This is a genomic window from Pseudomonas sp. NBRC 100443 (assembly GCF_030268185.1).
GTDB lineage: Bacteria > Pseudomonadota > Gammaproteobacteria > Pseudomonadales > Pseudomonadaceae > Pseudomonas > Pseudomonas citronellolis.
Map to the genome: position 1 here is coordinate 307943 of NZ_BSQE01000002.1, position 15818 is coordinate 323760.

14 protein-coding genes are annotated in these 15818 nt (G+C 66.9%); 2 read left to right on the forward strand and 12 right to left on the reverse strand.

Going from position 1 to position 15818, the window contains the following annotated elements:
• The first annotated feature begins 45 nt into the window (after positions 1 to 45).
• Complete coding sequence (locus QSJ95_RS03505) at positions 46 to 1629, forward strand: GGDEF domain-containing protein (protein WP_009622061.1); 1584 nt, start codon at positions 46 to 48, stop codon at positions 1627 to 1629.
• Positions 1630 to 2726: 1097 nt separating this feature from the next.
• On the opposite strand, the gene QSJ95_RS03510 is transcribed toward QSJ95_RS03505, so the two are convergent.
• Positions 2727 to 3233: a DUF3015 domain-containing protein gene (locus QSJ95_RS03510; RefSeq protein ID WP_009622065.1), complete on the reverse strand. Its 507-nt coding sequence runs from the start codon at positions 3231 to 3233 to the stop codon at positions 2727 to 2729.
• A gap of 284 nt (positions 3234 to 3517) precedes the next feature.
• Between QSJ95_RS03510 and QSJ95_RS03515 the strand changes: the two genes are divergently transcribed.
• Positions 3518 to 3862 (forward strand): cupin domain-containing protein, encoded by a 345-nt coding sequence (locus QSJ95_RS03515; RefSeq protein WP_285640091.1) that lies wholly within the window; start codon positions 3518 to 3520, stop codon positions 3860 to 3862.
• A 114-nt stretch (positions 3863 to 3976) separates the two neighbouring features.
• Here QSJ95_RS03515 and QSJ95_RS03520 read toward each other — a convergent pair whose 3' ends face one another.
• The 11 genes from QSJ95_RS03520 to QSJ95_RS03570 form a co-directional block, all read right to left on the reverse strand.
• Positions 3977 to 5098, reverse strand: coding sequence for a glycosyltransferase 61 family protein (locus QSJ95_RS03520; protein ID WP_285640094.1), 1122 nt, complete (start codon positions 5096 to 5098; stop codon positions 3977 to 3979).
• Positions 5099 to 5167: 69 nt separating this feature from the next.
• A complete protein-coding gene (locus tag QSJ95_RS03525; protein ID WP_064583205.1) occupies positions 5168 to 6322 on the reverse strand; it encodes a GNAT family N-acetyltransferase in 1155 nt (384 codons plus the stop codon).
• Positions 6323 to 6679: 357 nt separating this feature from the next.
• The gene (locus tag QSJ95_RS03530) at positions 6680 to 8104 is read right to left on the reverse strand and encodes an undecaprenyl-phosphate glucose phosphotransferase (RefSeq protein ID WP_285640100.1); all 1425 of its coding nucleotides are present in this window, start codon (positions 8102 to 8104) and stop codon (positions 6680 to 6682) included.
• A gap of 323 nt (positions 8105 to 8427) precedes the next feature.
• Positions 8428 to 9177, reverse strand: coding sequence for a WecB/TagA/CpsF family glycosyltransferase (locus tag QSJ95_RS03535; protein ID WP_064583207.1), 750 nt, complete (start codon positions 9175 to 9177; stop codon positions 8428 to 8430).
• Positions 9177 to 10367 carry a glycosyltransferase family 2 protein gene (locus QSJ95_RS03540; RefSeq protein ID WP_064583208.1) on the reverse strand — a complete coding sequence of 397 codons (1191 nt, stop codon included), beginning with the start codon at positions 10365 to 10367 and terminating at the stop codon, positions 9177 to 9179. The genes QSJ95_RS03535 and QSJ95_RS03540 overlap by 1 nt, the downstream gene beginning before the upstream one ends.
• On the reverse strand, positions 10364 to 11566 hold the full coding sequence (locus QSJ95_RS03545; protein WP_285640320.1) for a glycosyltransferase: 1203 nt from the start codon (positions 11564 to 11566) through the stop codon (positions 10364 to 10366). The genes QSJ95_RS03540 and QSJ95_RS03545 overlap by 4 nt, the downstream gene beginning before the upstream one ends.
• Before the next feature lie 112 nt (positions 11567 to 11678).
• Positions 11679 to 12647: a DUF535 family protein gene (locus QSJ95_RS03550; protein WP_082936927.1), complete on the reverse strand. Its 969-nt coding sequence runs from the start codon at positions 12645 to 12647 to the stop codon at positions 11679 to 11681.
• 7 nt (positions 12648 to 12654) lie between these two features.
• On the reverse strand, positions 12655 to 13641 hold the full coding sequence (locus QSJ95_RS03555) for a glycosyltransferase family 2 protein (protein ID WP_285640109.1): 987 nt from the start codon (positions 13639 to 13641) through the stop codon (positions 12655 to 12657).
• Between the two features lie 33 nt (positions 13642 to 13674).
• A complete protein-coding gene (locus tag QSJ95_RS03560) occupies positions 13675 to 14226 on the reverse strand; it encodes a serine O-acetyltransferase (RefSeq protein ID WP_064583211.1) in 552 nt (183 codons plus the stop codon).
• A gap of 8 nt (positions 14227 to 14234) precedes the next feature.
• Positions 14235 to 15188: a glycosyltransferase family 2 protein gene (locus QSJ95_RS03565; RefSeq protein WP_285640110.1), complete on the reverse strand. Its 954-nt coding sequence runs from the start codon at positions 15186 to 15188 to the stop codon at positions 14235 to 14237.
• Complete coding sequence (locus tag QSJ95_RS03570) at positions 15181 to 15798, reverse strand: acyltransferase (RefSeq protein WP_285640111.1); 618 nt, start codon at positions 15796 to 15798, stop codon at positions 15181 to 15183. Before QSJ95_RS03570 ends, QSJ95_RS03565 begins: the two co-directional genes overlap by 8 nt.
• Between the last annotated feature and the right edge of the window lie 20 nt (positions 15799 to 15818).

Sequence of the window (15818 nt, forward strand, 5' to 3'; positions counted from 1 at the left end):
CGGGTGGATGGCGCGGCGATCTCCACAGTATCGACGGAATCCACCATGTCCTTGGGGCCCATGCCCAGGCTCAACCTGCGCACCTTGATCCTTCTGTTCGCCTCGCTGGCGGCCATCGCGACCCTGGCCAACGACCTGTTCGCCACCTACCGGATCCAGCGGGAGACGCTGGTCCTCAGTGCGCTGGAACACAACCGGGCCTATGCGGCCAAGGTTGCGCTGAGCATCAACCAGAGCCTCGCCTCGTCCCTGGACCGCCTGGCCTACAGCGCGACTGTCCTCGGGCGTGATTTCGCCGATGCGGCGGTCCGCGGCGCCGAGGTGGAACGCCTGGCCCGCCAGGACGGCAGCTTCAATACAGTGGTCATCGTCGACGCGACCGGGCGGATCCTCAGCGCCCTGCCCCAGTGGCTCAGCGCCAATGGGCGCAAGATCCTCTCAAAGCGCCCCCTGGAAATGCGCCAGGCGATGATCAGCCCGGCCTTCCATTCGCAGTCCGGCGAGCGGGTGGTGTTCGTCTCCCATCCGGTGTGGAACGCCCGCGGCGACTACCTCGGCCTGGTCGGCGGGACCATCTACCTGAACCGCGCCAATTCGCTGAACCACATCGTCAGCCGGCACTTCCAGAAGGACACCTCCTTCGTCTACCTGGTGGACGAGCAGCGCCAGTTGCTCTACCACCCCGAGCGCGAGCGCATCGGCCAGACGATCGGCGTCAACGCCGCGGTGGACGCCGCGCTGCGCGGCGAAAGCGGCGCCATGCAGGTCACCAATCACGAGGGCCTGGAGATGCTCGCCGGCTACGCGGCGGTGCCGGACAGCGGCTGGGGCGTGGTCTCGCAGCAGCCGCTGAGCGTCACCCTCGGCGCCGTGCGCGCGCTGATGCTGCAGGTGCTGGCGGGGATAGTGCCGATGATCCTGCTCGGCTTCCCGCTGCTGTGGTGGATAGCCGCGCGGATCAGCCATCCCCTGCGCCGGCTGGCCGACTACGCGGCGCAGCTGGACAACACCGAGCGCATCGAGGGGGTGCGCGCCTGGTACTTCGAGGCCTGGCGCATCCGCCGGGCGCTGATCATCGGCGGACAGATGACCCAGGAGCGCATCGGCCAGCTCAACCGCCAGGCCCAGAGCGACCCGCTGACCGGCCTGGCGAACCGCCGCGCGCTGGAGGCGACCCTGGCGAGCTGGGTGGCGCGCGGCGAGCCCTTCGCGGTGATCAGCATGGACATCGACCATTTCAAGCAGGTCAACGACACCTTCGGCCATGCCGCCGGCGACCAGGTGCTGCAAGCCTTCGCCGAGGTGCTGCGGTGCAACTCGCGCAGCGGCGACCTGCCGTGCCGCGCCGGCGGCGAGGAGTTCATCCTGCTGCTGCCGGCCACCTCGCTCGGCGTGGCGGCGGAAGTCGCCGAGCGCATCCGCCTGACGACGGAACGCACGGACTTCCCGCAGGTGGGGCGGGTGACCCTGTCGCTGGGCGTGGCCTTCAGCAGCGAGGGACGGACGGACGTCGGCGCGGTGCTCGCGACCGCCGACGCCCTGCTCTACCAGGCCAAGCAGGCCGGCCGCAACCGCGTCATGGTGGCGGACGAGCGGCCGGTTGGCGTGGCGCAGCCTCATCCGTCCTGAGGGCCCGGCCCGGAGCATCCGGCGGTAGCGCGCCAGAACGTAGGGCGCATAACCGTTCGCGGTTATACGCCGTTGGCCATTGGCTATTTCAGGCGGGTTCGTGGTTGAGCATCACACCGAACAGTCCCCTCTCCCGCTTGCGGGGGAGGGTTAGGGAGGGGGAGCGGAGTTACAGGTTTTGGTAGCGGAGTGTTGGTGGAGTCCGTTGCCCTCACCCCAGCCCTCTCCCGGAGGGAGAGGGGGCTGTTCGGCGTGGGTGGATAACGCAGTGTCAGCCGGCAGGTTCGTAGGGCGTATAACCGTTCGCGGTTATACGCCGTTGGCCGATACACCGATGCCATCATGACTGTAGGAGCGAGCTTGCTCGCGAACGGGGTTTGCCGGTGGCGTAGGCGCTGGCTTCAAGAGCGCCCTCTCCCCAACCCTCTCCCTGAAGGGAGAGGGGGCTGTCCTCAGCGAAGGGAGAATCCAGAGTTATCCTGAAGCACCTATCTATCCCCGTCATTCCCGCGAACGCGGGACGCGGCTCCATCGCGAACAGCGCTTGCGCTGGCCCGAAGGGGAATAACCCAGTGACTGCGGGGTTCGCGAGCAAGCTCGCTCCTACGAAGAGCAGGATTTCCAGAGGAATATCCGAGCGCACCGGAGTGCCCCTTCAGAAGGCCGAACGAAACCCGCGCTCAGGAGGTCATGCGACATGGATGTCGCGAGAGCCCCGATGGGCTACAGGGACGTACCCTCGGGGCGGGCCTCCGTGGCGGGGGAATTCGCGAGGGTAGCCCGGCTCCATCGGGCCCGTATGTCGGGGCAAGCCTTTTTGGTTCCTTTTGTGGCGATTGACAAAAGGGACTCGCCCGAGGGGGCGAAACGAGAAATGTCCGCAGACTCGGAGCGGCGCGTTACACCGAGCAAGAAGGCAACTGGGTTATTCCCCTTCGGGCCAGCGCAAGCGCTGTTCGCGATGGAGCCGCGTCCCGCGTTCGCGGGAATGACGAGTTAAAAATCGAAGCCCTAGCCCCACCCCACATGAAAATGCCGTTTCCCCCATGAAGAGAAACGGCATTCTCTCTTAAGTGAACAGCCTCGTTACGCGAACCTCAGGCAGGCTGCTTGGCATAGCGCGCCAGCGTCGGATCACGCTGCATCACCGCCAAGGTGTTGGCATAGACCTGCTCCCCGGTCGCATCCTTACTGGCGAAGATCTCCCCAAAGTGCCGCTGAGTAACCTGCGCGAAATGCGCACGATCCTGAGCCTGCACCCCCAGCAGGGTGGCATAGGCATCCAGCGCATCTCCATGCCCCTTGGCCATATCCTCGGCAATGTTGTCGAGCATGCCGTTCATGGCAAAGATCGAACGACCGCCATACCCCAGCCGCGCATCGGAGTTACAGCCGTTGGTGCCGGAAGTCAGGCCGAAGGTGGCGTTGCCCGAAGTCCCGTTGGTGGTGGTAGCCAGCAGGTGCGGGAACAACCCGCGCTGCCCTTCGAACAGCATGTTGCCCCAACCGCAGCCGTTGCCCCCGGCCTGGTCCGCCTGGGCGAACAGGCTGGCGGCGCCGAGAACCGCGAAGATCGCACTCTTGCCGAGCAGTTTGCTTGTCATGGATGTCGTTCCTTGGTCGTTTGACGTATTTGGCGTGCCCTACTCCCCGGCTGCGCAGCGTCGCTGCAACAGTCTGGCTCGCTTTTAGGTGTAGGCAAGGAATCGCCAGGTTTCAAACCTACCGGCGGCAGGATTCGCACAATGAATACAGGAACACCCCTCGCATGGATTGCCACGGGTCAAGGCCGCAGCGTTTCCAGGCACATCGGCGTCGAATCCAGGCAACTCCGGCGTGGCCGTTGCCCCTATGGTGGCGGGCCACATCCCACCGACCTGGAGCTGTCATGTCCGACTTCATCACCGTACTGCGCGAAACCTGCCCCACCCCCGTGCTGGATGCCACCAAGTGGAAGCGCATCGGCGGCAACCCGCACACCGTCAACCTCAATGCCTACACCTCGGCGGACGGCAGCAAGATCATGGGCACCTGGATCTGCACCCCCGGCAAGTTCGAGGTGAACTACGAGAAGTGGGAGTACTGCCACTTCCTCGACGGCTACTGCATCATCACCCCCGAGGGCGAGCAGCCGGTGCACCTGAAGGCCGGCGACGTGTTCGTCATCGAGCCGGGGCTGAAAGGCACCTGGGAAGTGGTGGAGACGGTGCGCAAGTATTTCGTGTTTGCCTGATTGGCTTACGGCGCGCCGAAGCGCTCGTAGGATGGGTATCGCTTGGTGCCCCACCCATCCTGCGCCGGCGCTTTCCTGTCCCCAGGGTGCGCCTGCCGAGGCTCAGCTACCGGCTCATGCGGGGAAGAGGTCCAGCGTGCGCTCCACCTCTTCCAGGTCGATCCTGAAGCCTTCGCCTTCGGGCGTCCCGACCACGAAGCCGAAATGCTGGTGGTCACGGTCCGTCAGGTATTTGTAGAAGCACACGAACCGGTTCGGCGGTTGCAACGCCAGCACCGCACTGCCTGGCGGCAGCACGTTGACGCCATGCACCAGTTGGCTGCCCTCGACGCCCACCACGACCCTGGCCCCGGCGCAGGTCGCCACTATGGTCGGCAGGTCGCTCTTCGTCGGGTCGAGAATGCGGAAGCCCCGGTGCTTGCGCAGGTGTTCGGCGATTTCCATTTCATTGACCAGCAGGCGCAGGTCGCCTGTCTCGCCGCGCAAGATGAAGACGCCGGGGTGCGCCTGGTAGTTCACGTGGGCGAGCAGCTTTTCCCCCATCGCCCGGTAGCGCAGATGCTGGTGGCTGTTGTGGCCGAAGTCGTCGAACAGCACCAGCTCGCGGAAGAACGCGCTGTGCAGGCGTGTCGGCTGCATGTCCAGCCAGGCCTCGTAATCCAGCATCTGGGGGTAAAGCGGGTACCTGGCCGAAGGTGCGATGGTCACCGGCAGGCCTTCGTCGCGGGCCAGCGCATAGGTCAGGCAGTCCTCCGCCAGCCAGGTGCCGAACCAGCGGTTGCCATAGGGCGAGCAATAGACCGCCCCACGGTCGACTTCCCTCTCCACGCTGATCCGCGGCAGCCAGCGCGGACGGGTGGAGGACAGCCAGAAGCTCGCGCCGTCCTTGTAGAGGGTCCCGTCGATCATCAACACGTCCTTGATTAGGTAGCCCCGCGTCGGATGCTGCTCCATGCTGCCCAGGCCCTCCATGGTCCGCCGGGGGTGCTCGTAGGGAAAGAAGAGCTTCTCTTCCCATCCCGTCACGCGCTCCCACTGGTTGGGCAGGAAGAAGGCCGGCGGCGCCGGCGTGGTCTCGCGCGGGGCGATGTCCCAGGACTTGGCTGCCACGCTCTTGAGGTTTTCCGACTGCTTTCGCGCCAGCCGTCTCCGCGCGATATGCCAGTAGGCGGCAAGGCTCCAGTTCTTGCCGGCGAAACGTACCGCGGCACCGGCTTGCGAGGTATCGCTTTGCATGGTGGGACCATCCTTCGGTGACACGACCGATGGCCAGGCCGCGGGCGGGTTCCCCGGGCATGGTGCTGCTCAGTTGGAGGGAATTCTTTCCATGATCGGCGGCGACTGGAAGTGCGCATAGCGCTCGCGCAGGCTCTCCAGCAGTCGCTCGCGCGGATTCGCCGTGCAATACAGGTAGATCTTGAACAGCCCGCCGAAGACCATTTCGCGATAGCGCTCGACGATCTCTTCGTCGCTCGGCCCGTCGGGCAGGCCCAGGTGCAGGGTCAGCTTCCTGCCTTCCACGGCGAACAGCGGTGAATCCCAGAGGAACTGGGCCCTTCCGGTCCTGGGCAGGCGCACGAACATGTAGGCGTGGTTGCCCAGGGTATCGATGTCGCCGCCGCGGCGGCGCTTCCACTTCAATAGCCCGTCGTCCGGCCGGGCCAGGCAGTGGCCGATATCGTAGTAGTCGAAGCCATTCTCGATGGCCCACTCCAGCGCCAAGAAGGTGGTGATGGAGTTGACCTCGCGCAACCGCTTGGCATCGGAGAACACCGCCTCGGGGTAGCCGAAGCGCAGGGTGCTCCAGTAGCGCTTCCCGGCCCGGGTGATCACGCAGCCGAAGTGACAGGCGACGACGTCGTCGCCCTTGAGTATCAGGTCGAGCCGGCCGACGGTCTTGGCGATGCGGAACAGGTCGTTGGTGTCGAACTGCTTGGTGAATGCCCCGTGCCGCGCCTGGGCGTAGGGCTGGAGCATCTCGCGGTTGGCGCGGTCGATCTGCTCGTCCGTCAGCGCCTGTTGCATGCGGTACAGCGGCCGGCACTTGCGGAGGTTGCGGCGCAGCTCGCCGTCGTACTGGGCGGTGATCTCCTCCAGGGGGCGCCCCAGGGGGACCACCGCGCTCAGGTAGTGCGGCACCGACAGTGCGCCGGCGCTGGGCATTTCGCTGACCACCACCACATGGGACGAGGCTTCGGTAGCCGCGCCCTCCCCGCCTTCCTCGGCGCTCGCCAGGGGCTTGCCGCCGATCAGCAGCTTGGCCATGTCGCGCCGGGTTTTCCGCCCGACGTAGAGGACTTCGTAGTCGCTGTCGTTCTGCAGACGGAAGCGGGAGACCTCCCAGCGCCAGAAACAGGCGCGCCCGAGAATGTCCCGCGACCAGGTCAGGGCGCTCCTTATCTCATAGCGCAGGGAGGGCGGGATGAGTTTCCGGATCAATATCGCCAGGTTCTCTTTCATTTCTTCATCGACTTCCTGTGAGTTATCCATCTGGAAGAACGGAAAAGATCGAAGGGAAACTTCAATTAACCTAACTTGATTCTGACAAGAGAAATACTCGACAACGTCACATTCAGTAACATCTACGGTCCAGGTCGAGTAAAGATGCTGGCTAGAGACTTTGCAAGCGGTCCGGTGGCAACCTCGGTCATCTATTTTATGGCGTCAACTTTCCTGCTTCGGCGCGGTAATTCGAAGGAAATGAATATTGCCACGCAGCACTCTTTCTCAATCGAAAGTTGCATTATCGGCAACCCGGAAAGTTGGTTTTTTTGACGCCAGACAAATAGGCTCGCCTGCGTAAATCCAAAAGGAAACCTAATAGGCCTGCTTGCCGGTGAAGGCGAACAGGGTGCGCACCAGGATGATGAAGTCGAGCCATACCGACCAGTTGTTGATGTACTCGATATCCGAGTCGACGCGCTGGATCATCTGCTCGATGTCCCGGGTTTCCCCGCGGAAGCCCCGCACCTGCGCAAGGCCGGTGATACCCGGCTTGATGTTGTGCCGAGCGAAGTAGTCGGTGATGTCCTGCGAATACTGCGCGTCGTGCTGGATCGCATGCGGGCGCGGCCCAACCAGGGACATCTCGCCCGCCAGCACGTTGAACAGCTGCGGCAGCTCGTCCAGGCTGGTGCGGCGGATGAAGGCTCCGACGCGGGTCATGCGCGGGTCGTTGCGCTGCGCCTGCCTGACCACGCCGTCCTCCATTTCGTGGACGAACATGCTGCGGAATTTCCAGATGCGGAACACCTCGCCGCTCCAGCCCTTGCGCTCCTGGCGGAAGAACACCGGGCCCGGGCTGTCGAGCTTGATGGCCAGGGCGATGAGCAGCAGTAAGGGCGCCGCGAACAGCAGCATGAGCGCAGCCAGGACCTTGTCCTCGAGGGTCTTGAGGAACAGCCCGGTGCCCATCAGCGGGGTTTCGGAGAGGGTCAGCACGGGAATCCCGGCGATCTCCCGCACGCTGTGGTTGATCAGGCGCAGCGAGAAGATGTCCGGCACCCAGTTGATGGAGATGTACTTGTCCAGCAGCTTCAGGTAGACGGTGTTGATGACCTCGGAGCCCTCCAGCGGGGTGACGAAGTACACGGTGCGGATGGCGTGCCGGGCGATGATCTCGTCGAGGTCGGAGAGATCCCCCAGCACGTTCAGCCGCGGCAGCCCCTCGAAGCCCTCTCCGGCGCCCGCCGCGTCCTTGTCGATCAGCACGCAGCCGACGATCCTTTCACCGAGCCAGGGATTGTTGCTGATTTTCTGCTGCAGGAAGCTGGCCAGCTCGCCGCCGCCGATGATGAGCGCGTTCTCCAGGCGCGAAGGCAGCGCCAGGAATTTCTTCTGCACCTCGCGCACGACGAAGTGCAGGAACAGCTGTACCGCGTAGCCGATGACGAACAGCTCGCCCACCAGCAGCCGGGAATACTGCTCGCTCTGCTTGGTGAGGAAGGCCATGACCACCAGGAAGCAGAAAGTCGCCGACCAGGCCTTGAACAGTTTGAAGGCCTTGACCGAGAGCCGGACGTTGCTGCGGTAGATCGCGTAGTGGTCGTAGATGACCGCCAGCGCGCCGAGCAATAACAGCAGCATGATGACGTAGTCCGACGTCATGTAGCCGATGTGGTAGTAGATCAGCAGCCAGGCGGAACCGGTCACGGCCACGCCGTCGAGGCCGGCCTGGATGGCGTTGCTGATGCTGCTGCGGCGCTGCAGCAGGGAACGGCTGCTCCTGGGCTCGAAAATCATCGGTCGACCTCACTGATTCGAGACAGCGAACGCTTTCCCACCGACAGCCGGCGCACCGGCCAACCCCTCGCAAGCGTCCCGACGCCCGCCGCTAAAGCGGGGGCGAGAGGCAGCCGGAGCCGCGTAATGAGCATATGGAGAGTGACAGCGAAGTACTGAGTACATCCGGGAAGATCCTCCCTGACCTGTCGACCACCCGAGCCACGCCCGGCGCCGGATGCCGGTCCCCGCAAGGCCGCTGGCGCCACCCGTTGGGTACGGAAGCCGGTCCTCCGGCACGCTTGATATCAATGTAGCACTACAATCCGCAGGTGGTGGTTCACTCAGCCATCCTTTGCCGCCGCACGTCCGCAGGCCAGGGTGCGCAGCAGGAACAGCGGGTTGCCCAGCACGTAGCGGGCGAACAGGCGCCGCGGCTCGCGCAGCAGGCGGAACAGCCATTCGCAGCCCAGGCGCCGCAGCCAGCCCGGCGCGCGGCTGACCTTGCCGCCGAGGAAGTCCAGGATCGCTCCGCCGCAGACGATCAGGCACGGCTGGCCGCTGGCGGCCAGCCTGGCGGCGATGGCCTCCTGCCTGGGCATTCCCATGCCCAGCAGCACCAACTCCGGCTGCGTCTGGCGGGCGAGCGCCAGGTAGGTCCCGGCCTCGGCGAAACCGTGCTGCACGGACACCACCTGCACCCCGTACAGCGCCTGGCACTGCTGCGCGGCTTTCCCCAGGTACGGCTCCTCGGTGCCCCAGAGCGCGACGCGGCGCCCGGCGAAGGCCGCCAGCAGCTTGGGAATGAGGTCGGTACCGTTCATGTTCAACCCCGGTTCCAGGCCGGCGCGGCGGAACAGGATGGCCATGCCGCTGCCGTCGCGCAGCAGCACGTCGGCGGCCGACAACGCCCGGTAGAACTCGATGTCGTCCGCCATCAGGTTCATCGCGTGGGCGTTCACGAAGCCGAGCACAGCCGACGCCCCCGGTGCGCTCAACGCCTCCAGCAGGCGCTGCTCCTCGCCAGGGCTGGCCACTACCCGGAGCTTGCCGAGGATGGCTCGCCAGTGGTTCCGCCAGGCCGGGGCGCGCATCAGCCGTCGTCCCGCTTCGAGCGCACCCAGTCGACCTGGCGGCGGATCAGGAAGCCCAGGTACAGCGGGATTTTCCGCAGCGCGTAGAACGGCGCATAGAGCAGCACGGAGAACGCGATCAGCCCCCGGCCGAAGCGGCTCCAGGCCAGCACCACGGCGCCGGCCAGCGCCACCAGGGCGACGCTGGCCAGCAGCGCCGGGGCCAACGCGCCGCCCAGCAGGAAGACCAGCCAGCACAGGCCGAACAGCCCGGCCAGCGCCAGGCTCAGCAGGGCCAGCGGTGGCACCAGCAGGTCCAGGGTCATGGCCAGCAGCTTGCCGTTGCCCTGCGCGAGCGCCTCCGCCAGCAACCGCGGCGCGTCGCCGAGCAGCACCCCCAGGTGGCCATGCTCCCAGCGCGTGCGCTGGGCCTTCAGGCCTTCATCGCTGCCGGGGAAACGGCTGCTCACCAGCGCCTCGGGACAGAACAGCGGCGGCTTGCCGTGACGGCAGAAATCCAGGCCCATCTTCAGGTCCTCGACCAGATGACCGCTGGCCAGGTCGACCAGCGCCAGGTCGCGCCAGACGAAGGCCATGCCGGTGCCCATCAGTTGGCAAGGCAGGCCCAGCCGCGCCCAGCCCCGCGGCCGCACCAGGTTCTTCACGCGCCAGGCGAACTCGGCTATCCGCACCTTCAGCCCCGCGCCCTCCGGCGCGTGCATCAGATAGAGCGCCTGCGCCGGACGCCCGGCGTGGACGCAGCGCAGCGCCAGGCGTTCGATGCCGCCCTCGCCTACCAGGCAGTCGGCATCGACGATCACCAGCACTTCCGGCGCGTCCGCAGCCAGGTGGCGGATGCCGAAGTCCAGCGCGTAGCCCTTGCCGCGCAGTTGCCCGTTGCGCCGCTCCAGCACTTCCGCGCCGCCGGCGCGGGCCAGCGCGGCGGTGTCGTCGGTGCAGTTGTCCGCCACCACCAGCAGGCGGTCGCCATCGCGCAATTGCGGGCGGAGGCCGGCCAGCGTCGCCTGTATCGTCGAGGACTCGTCGTGCGCCGGCACCAGCACCGCCAGCTTCGGCCGTGGCCGCTTCGGCGGCGGCGCCGGCCACGCCGCCGGCAGGCAGGCCAGCAGCACCTGGGCGAGGAACACCGACAGCGGCAGACAGGCCAGCAGCACCACGGCGCCCAGCAGCCACCCCAGCAGGGCGCTCATGCCGGCGTCCGGAAGAAGCCAGCCAGCCTGGCCGCTTCGGTATCGATGTCGTGACGCTCCAGCACCCGCCGATGGGCTGCCTCGCCCATCCGCTGCAACACCTCCGGTGGTTGCCCGAGGCAGTCGGCCATGGCCGCCGCCAGCTCTTCCACCGAGCCAGCAGGGAACAGCCAGCCGTTCTCCCCCGGCCGCACCAGCTCGGGGATGCCTGCCACGGCGGTGGTCAGTACCGGGCGCCGCAGGGCCATGGCTTCCATGATGACCACCGGCAGGCCCTCGGCGAAGCTGGGCAGCACCAGGGCGCGCGCCGCGAGGATTTCCTCGCGCACCTGGGCGCTGCTGATCCAGCCGGTGATCCGCACCTGGGCCGGCAGGCCGTGGCGGGCCACCAGGGTTTCGAGTTCCGCGCGCATCTCGCCATCGCCCGCCAGCACCAGCTCGAACGCCAGCCCTCGCTCGGCCAGCCGCCGCGCCGCTTCCAGCAGCAGCAACTGGCCCTTCTGCTCGCACAGCCGGCCCACGCAGACCAGCCGCGGCAACGCCGGCGCCGGCACTGCCGGCACCTCGTGGAACACCCGCTCCAGTCCGCAGTGCACCACCTTGACCTTGGCCCAGTGACGGTGCGCCACCCAGCGGAACAGCTGGCTGCGGCCGTAGGAGCTGACCGCGGCGACGAAGGCCGCGCGCCGGACCTTTTCGCCCAGGTGGATGAACTGCGGTTTGTCGAACTCCTCCGGGCCGTGCACGGTGAAGCTGTACGCGGGCCCGCCGAGGGCGTTGGCGAGCATCGCCACCTCGGCGGAGTTGGTGCCGAAGTGGGCATGCACGTGCGCACCGCCGAAGGCCCGCGTCCATTGCACGACGCAGCAGGCCTCGGCCAGGTAGATGAGGTGGTAGGGCCAGGGGCGGTCGGCCCGGCGGCCCATCCGCAGCGCCAGCCACAGGCTGGCCAGGAAGCGCCGTGGCTCGGCGCGCAGCGCTTGCAGCAGCGGGCGCAACAGCCCGAGCACGCCGTCACGCAGCACGTAGCGGGTCTTCTCGCGCTCGGCGACGTCCTCGGCGTCCACCAGTTCGGCGTCCCAGCCGCGCAGAGCGATGCGCTGGACCTCGAAGCCCTGGCGCTCCAGCGCCAGGATCTCGCGACGAATGAAGCTGTGGCTCACCTTGGGGTACTGGTTGATGAAATATGTGATGCGCATGGGCGCCGAGTCGAAGGTCATCGCGCTGAATTTCCCCACCCCAAGTTAGTACAGCCGGTCCAAAGGTCAATCGAGGCCACGCCGCCGCTTCCGCCCTGCCCCCCGGCGCGCTTCAGGGCGTCGGGCCGGCGGCCTGGACAGTCCCTTGCCAAGGCTCCGTGGCGGCCCGCGCGTTGACCGGCAGCGCGGCCTCCACGCGGGCGAATATCTGCTCCAGCAGTTCATGCCGGCGGCGATACATCGCACGCTTCTTCGAGGGAATCTCCTCCACCGGCTTGCGCGACACGGCGAGGGGCATGGCGAAGAAGTCCTCGCGCTCGGAAGGGGTCGCGCCGTGCTCCCGCCAGATCGCGTCGTAGTCGGTCGGCAGCTCCCTGGCCTTCTCCGCACCGAAGTACGGGTGGCGATGATGGCGGTAGCCGTCGCCCACCGCGTACAACCGGGTGGCACCGACATGCCGGGCGAGGCACTTGAGCACTTCGATGAGCAGGCTCCGTGGCCGCAGCCCCTCGAAGTCCTTGGTCAGCACCCGGTAGATCTCCAGCGAGCGCTCGCTGTCCACGCCCTTGTGGATACCCTGCACGGCGCCGATGAAGATGCACAGCTCGCCCTCGAGGCGGCACAGGGTGAACGCCAGGGAGGCCACCCGCAGCTCGCCCTGAAACAGGTTCAGCACCAGCTCCCCTTCGCGCATGAACCAGAAGGGCCGGTCCAGCACCAGGGTGCAGCCGGCGGAATAGGCCGCCAGGTCGAACAGCACCAGGCGCTCGTCGCGTCCCAGCAGCAACAGTTGCCGGTGGTGCCGCGCCACTTCTTCGTAATGCGAGGCCAGCACGTCGAAGCGCACCGGCGCCTCCCACAGCCGGCTGATGTAGGGCCACTGCACGACGCCGACGCAGTCCTCCCCCAGGCGCCGCAGGCCACCGGCGCCCAGGGCGTTCGACAGCCGCGCGAGGTAGGCGCGCAGGCCCGGCCACTGGCGTACCACCAGCACCGTCAGCTTGTACTTGTTGTTCAGCGCCCGCAGGGAGTACCCCGGGTGCAGGGTGAACAGGCTCTTGGCTATCGGCCACCAGGTCATGGGCATCTCACTTGTATTCGATCAGCGCGGCCTTGCCGCCGCCGAGCCGGTTCAGGAGAAACTTCACTTGTCCGCACATCTCGGGAAACTTGCCCAGCACCAGGAAGAACGCCCATAGCCAGTTCTCCCTCGCCGAATGCCCGCCGCGCCGGGCCAGGCGCAGCACCTGCAGCGGGTAGGCCAGCAGCGGCAGCAGGCCGGGCCAGCCCAGCAGCGCCACGCCGAGCAGGCTCGCCAGCGGAAGGCCCAGGCCCCAGAACCAGGCGCGGCGCGATTCGCGCAGCCAGTGCCGCTCCGGCGCCGCGCCGTGCAGCGCGGCGCCCTCGGCGAAAGCGTAGCCGCCGCGCAGGCTGCGTTGCCACCACTGGCCGAAGCGGGTCATGGCGGCGTCGTGCAGGGTCATTTCCCGGTCCAGGCGCCAGATTTTCCAGCCGGCCGCGCGCAGGCGCACGCACAGTTCCGGCTCCTCGCCAGCGATCAGCTGTGAGCGGTAGCCACCGGCCGCTGCGAAAGCCTCGGCGCGCATGAGGGCGTCGCCGCCGCAGGCCTTGGCCTCGCCCACCGGCGTGTCCCATTCCAGGTCGCACAGCCAGTTGTAGATCGAACCCTGGGGAAAGCGCTCGCGGCGCCGGCCGCACACCACCGCCACCTCCGGGCGCGCGTCGAGAAAGGCCCGGGCGCTGGGCAGCCAGCCCGCGACCACCTCGCAATCGCCATCGACGAACTGCACGTAGCGCAACGCCGGGAAACCCTGGCGCAGGCGGGCGAAGCCTTCGTTGCGGGCCCGCGCCGCGGTGAACGGCAGCGCGAGGTCCAGCGCCAGCACCTCCACGCCCAGGCCTTGCGCCATTTGCAGCGAGCCGTCGGTTGAGCCGGAGTCGACGTACACCACCTTGTCCGCCCCACCGGTCAGCGACACCAGGCAGCGCTCCAGGCGCGCACCTTCGTTGCGGCCGATGACCACCACGCCGATGCCATTGCCCGAGACGTTCATTTGGCAGCACCCTCGGCCACTGATTTGGTCCGCTCAGCGCGACGCCGCATCGAATGCCTCCCGGGTGTTGCCAGGCTCCCCGCCCGAGCGCCGGGGCCTGACGGTAGCCGGCACCCCCACCGCCAGCGAATCGTCCGGCACGTCCACCAGCACCACCGCGTTGGCGCCGATCACCACATTGTTGCCGATGCGGATATCGCCCAGCACCTTGGCCCCGGCGCCGATGTCGACGTTGTTGCCGAACACCGGGGCGATCGGCTTGCCGACGTTCTTCAGGCCGACCACCACGCCGTTGCGGATGCGGCAGTCGTCGCCGAAGCGCGCGTAACCGCTGACGACGATGCCGCCGAAATGGTCGATGACGAAGTTGCGCCCGACCACCGCCTCGCACGGCAGCTCCACCCCGGTGAGGATCTGCACCAGCTTGAACAGCACCTTGTAGAGGAACGACAGGAGCTTGCGCAGCGGCGCCGGGCGGACCCCGTAGCGCCAGCGGCCGAAGCGGTACACCAGCATCACCCAGAAACCCTGGGCGGCCCAGTCGCCGCCGTGTGCGCGCAAGTCGGCGCGGATGTTCTCGAACATGCTGCCCCCTAGCGTGTCGGCCGGCTGGCGAAACGGGTGTCGAACAGCAGCCCCCAGGTGGTCCGGGTATGCCGCCAGGCCCAGGCCACCGAGGACCAACGGCGCTTGATCAGCGCCTTGAGCACAAGGATGGCGTCGCCCAGGCTCACCAGCAACATGTGCAGCGCCAGCCCGGCCACGCCATGGTGCTTGCGGAAGTACAGCAGCTCGCTTTCGATCTGCATCGTCGAGACCTGGCGGCCGGTCGACTCCACCCCGGCGTTCGACTTCGAACTCTCGCCGCCGATGTGCACCACGGTGGTGTGCGGGTAGTACACCACCTTCCAGCCGGCCTGCTTGACCCGCTTGCAGTGGTCCACTTCCTCGAAATAGAGGAAGTAGCGCGGGTCGAACAGACCGATCTGCTCGATCACCTCGCGGCGGACCAGGTAGTAGCAGCCGGGCAGCCAGTCGCATTCGCGCACCGAGGCGTGGTCCCAGGACATGTCGTCGACCATCCGCAGGCCAGGCAGGAAACGGCCCAGCCCGGTGCGCACGGCGAAGATGTTCAGCGGCGTCGGGAAGTAGCGGCAGCAGGGTTGCAGCACCCCGTCGCGCCCCACCAGGCGCACCCCGAGCACGCCGCACTCGGGGTGGTTCTCCATATAGTCGAGGGTCTTGGCCAGGGTGTCGGCGGAAAGGAAGGCGTCGGTGTTGAGCAGCAGTGCGTACTTGCCTTGCAGGTGCTCGACCAGTTGGTTGTTGGCGCGGCCGAAGCCGACGTTGGTCGGGTTGGCCACCAGCAGCGCCTCCGGACAGACCTCGGCCAGGCGCTGCAGCGAATCGTCGGCGGAGGCGTTGTCCACCACCAGGAAGCTCGCCTGGTTCGCTGCGTCCGCCTGGCGCAGCGCGTCGAACATCGGCTGCAGCAGCGCCGCGGTGTTGTAGTTGACGATCAGCACGTCCAAGGGCTTGCTATTCATTGGCCCCTCCGCCGAAGAAGTACTGCGCCCGCATCGCCGCCAGCGTCGGCTCCAGCACCGGGTCGAAACAGCCCCGGCGCTGGCGGATGAGATCCATCCACGGGTAGTCCGCGCAACGCTCCTCGACCTTCTTCAGCAGTTCCGTGGTGGTACAGATCACCTTGGCCGGGTTGCCGCCGACCACCGTGCCGGGCGGAACGTCCCTGGTGACGATGGCGCCGGCGGCGACGATGGAGTCCGGGCCGATGGTCACCCGCGGCATGATGATGGCGCCGTGGCCGACGAAACTGTTGTCGCGGATATCGATGGCGCCCACCGAGTCGAGCTTGACCTGGTAGCAGGCCTCGAACAGCAGCACCACGCCGTCATGCCCGAACAGCGTGCAGTCCGACAGGCCGACGTTGTTGCCCAGCCGCACCAGCGACGGGTCGGTGATGTTGCAGCCACTGCTGATGTACACGCTGTCGCCCATCGAATGCAGCGAACCCCAGCGCGCCAGGTACCTGGCCCATTCGACGCCATCGGGCCTGCACAACATCTTGTAGAGCGAGCGTCCACGCCCCGTCGACATGGCGAAGTAGGTCAAAGCGCTCCTCAGCCATCGATTCATCCTGCCTCCCAAGCTTACCG

Coding starts and splice junctions, on each gene's coding strand:
- QSJ95_RS03505 (WP_009622061.1), top strand. CDS start 46: ATGTCCTTGGGGCCCATGCCCAGGCTCAACCTGCGCACCTTGATCCTT.
- QSJ95_RS03510 (WP_009622065.1), bottom strand. CDS start 3,233: ATGACAAGCAAACTGCTCGGCAAGAGTGCGATCTTCGCGGTTCTCGGC.
- QSJ95_RS03515 (WP_285640091.1), top strand. CDS start 3,518: ATGTCCGACTTCATCACCGTACTGCGCGAAACCTGCCCCACCCCCGTG.
- QSJ95_RS03520 (WP_285640094.1), bottom strand. CDS start 5,098: ATGCAAAGCGATACCTCGCAAGCCGGTGCCGCGGTACGTTTCGCCGGC.
- QSJ95_RS03525 (WP_064583205.1), bottom strand. CDS start 6,322: ATGAAAGAGAACCTGGCGATATTGATCCGGAAACTCATCCCGCCCTCC.
- QSJ95_RS03530 (WP_285640100.1), bottom strand. CDS start 8,104: ATGATTTTCGAGCCCAGGAGCAGCCGTTCCCTGCTGCAGCGCCGCAGC.
- QSJ95_RS03535 (WP_064583207.1), bottom strand. CDS start 9,177: ATGCGCGCCCCGGCCTGGCGGAACCACTGGCGAGCCATCCTCGGCAAG.
- QSJ95_RS03540 (WP_064583208.1), bottom strand. CDS start 10,367: ATGAGCGCCCTGCTGGGGTGGCTGCTGGGCGCCGTGGTGCTGCTGGCC.
- QSJ95_RS03545 (WP_285640320.1), bottom strand. CDS start 11,566: ATGCGCATCACATATTTCATCAACCAGTACCCCAAGGTGAGCCACAGC.
- QSJ95_RS03550 (WP_082936927.1), bottom strand. CDS start 12,647: ATGACCTGGTGGCCGATAGCCAAGAGCCTGTTCACCCTGCACCCGGGG.
- QSJ95_RS03555 (WP_285640109.1), bottom strand. CDS start 13,641: ATGAACGTCTCGGGCAATGGCATCGGCGTGGTGGTCATCGGCCGCAAC.
- QSJ95_RS03560 (WP_064583211.1), bottom strand. CDS start 14,226: ATGTTCGAGAACATCCGCGCCGACTTGCGCGCACACGGCGGCGACTGG.
- QSJ95_RS03565 (WP_285640110.1), bottom strand. CDS start 15,188: ATGAATAGCAAGCCCTTGGACGTGCTGATCGTCAACTACAACACCGCG.
- QSJ95_RS03570 (WP_285640111.1), bottom strand. CDS start 15,798: ATGAATCGATGGCTGAGGAGCGCTTTGACCTACTTCGCCATGTCGACG.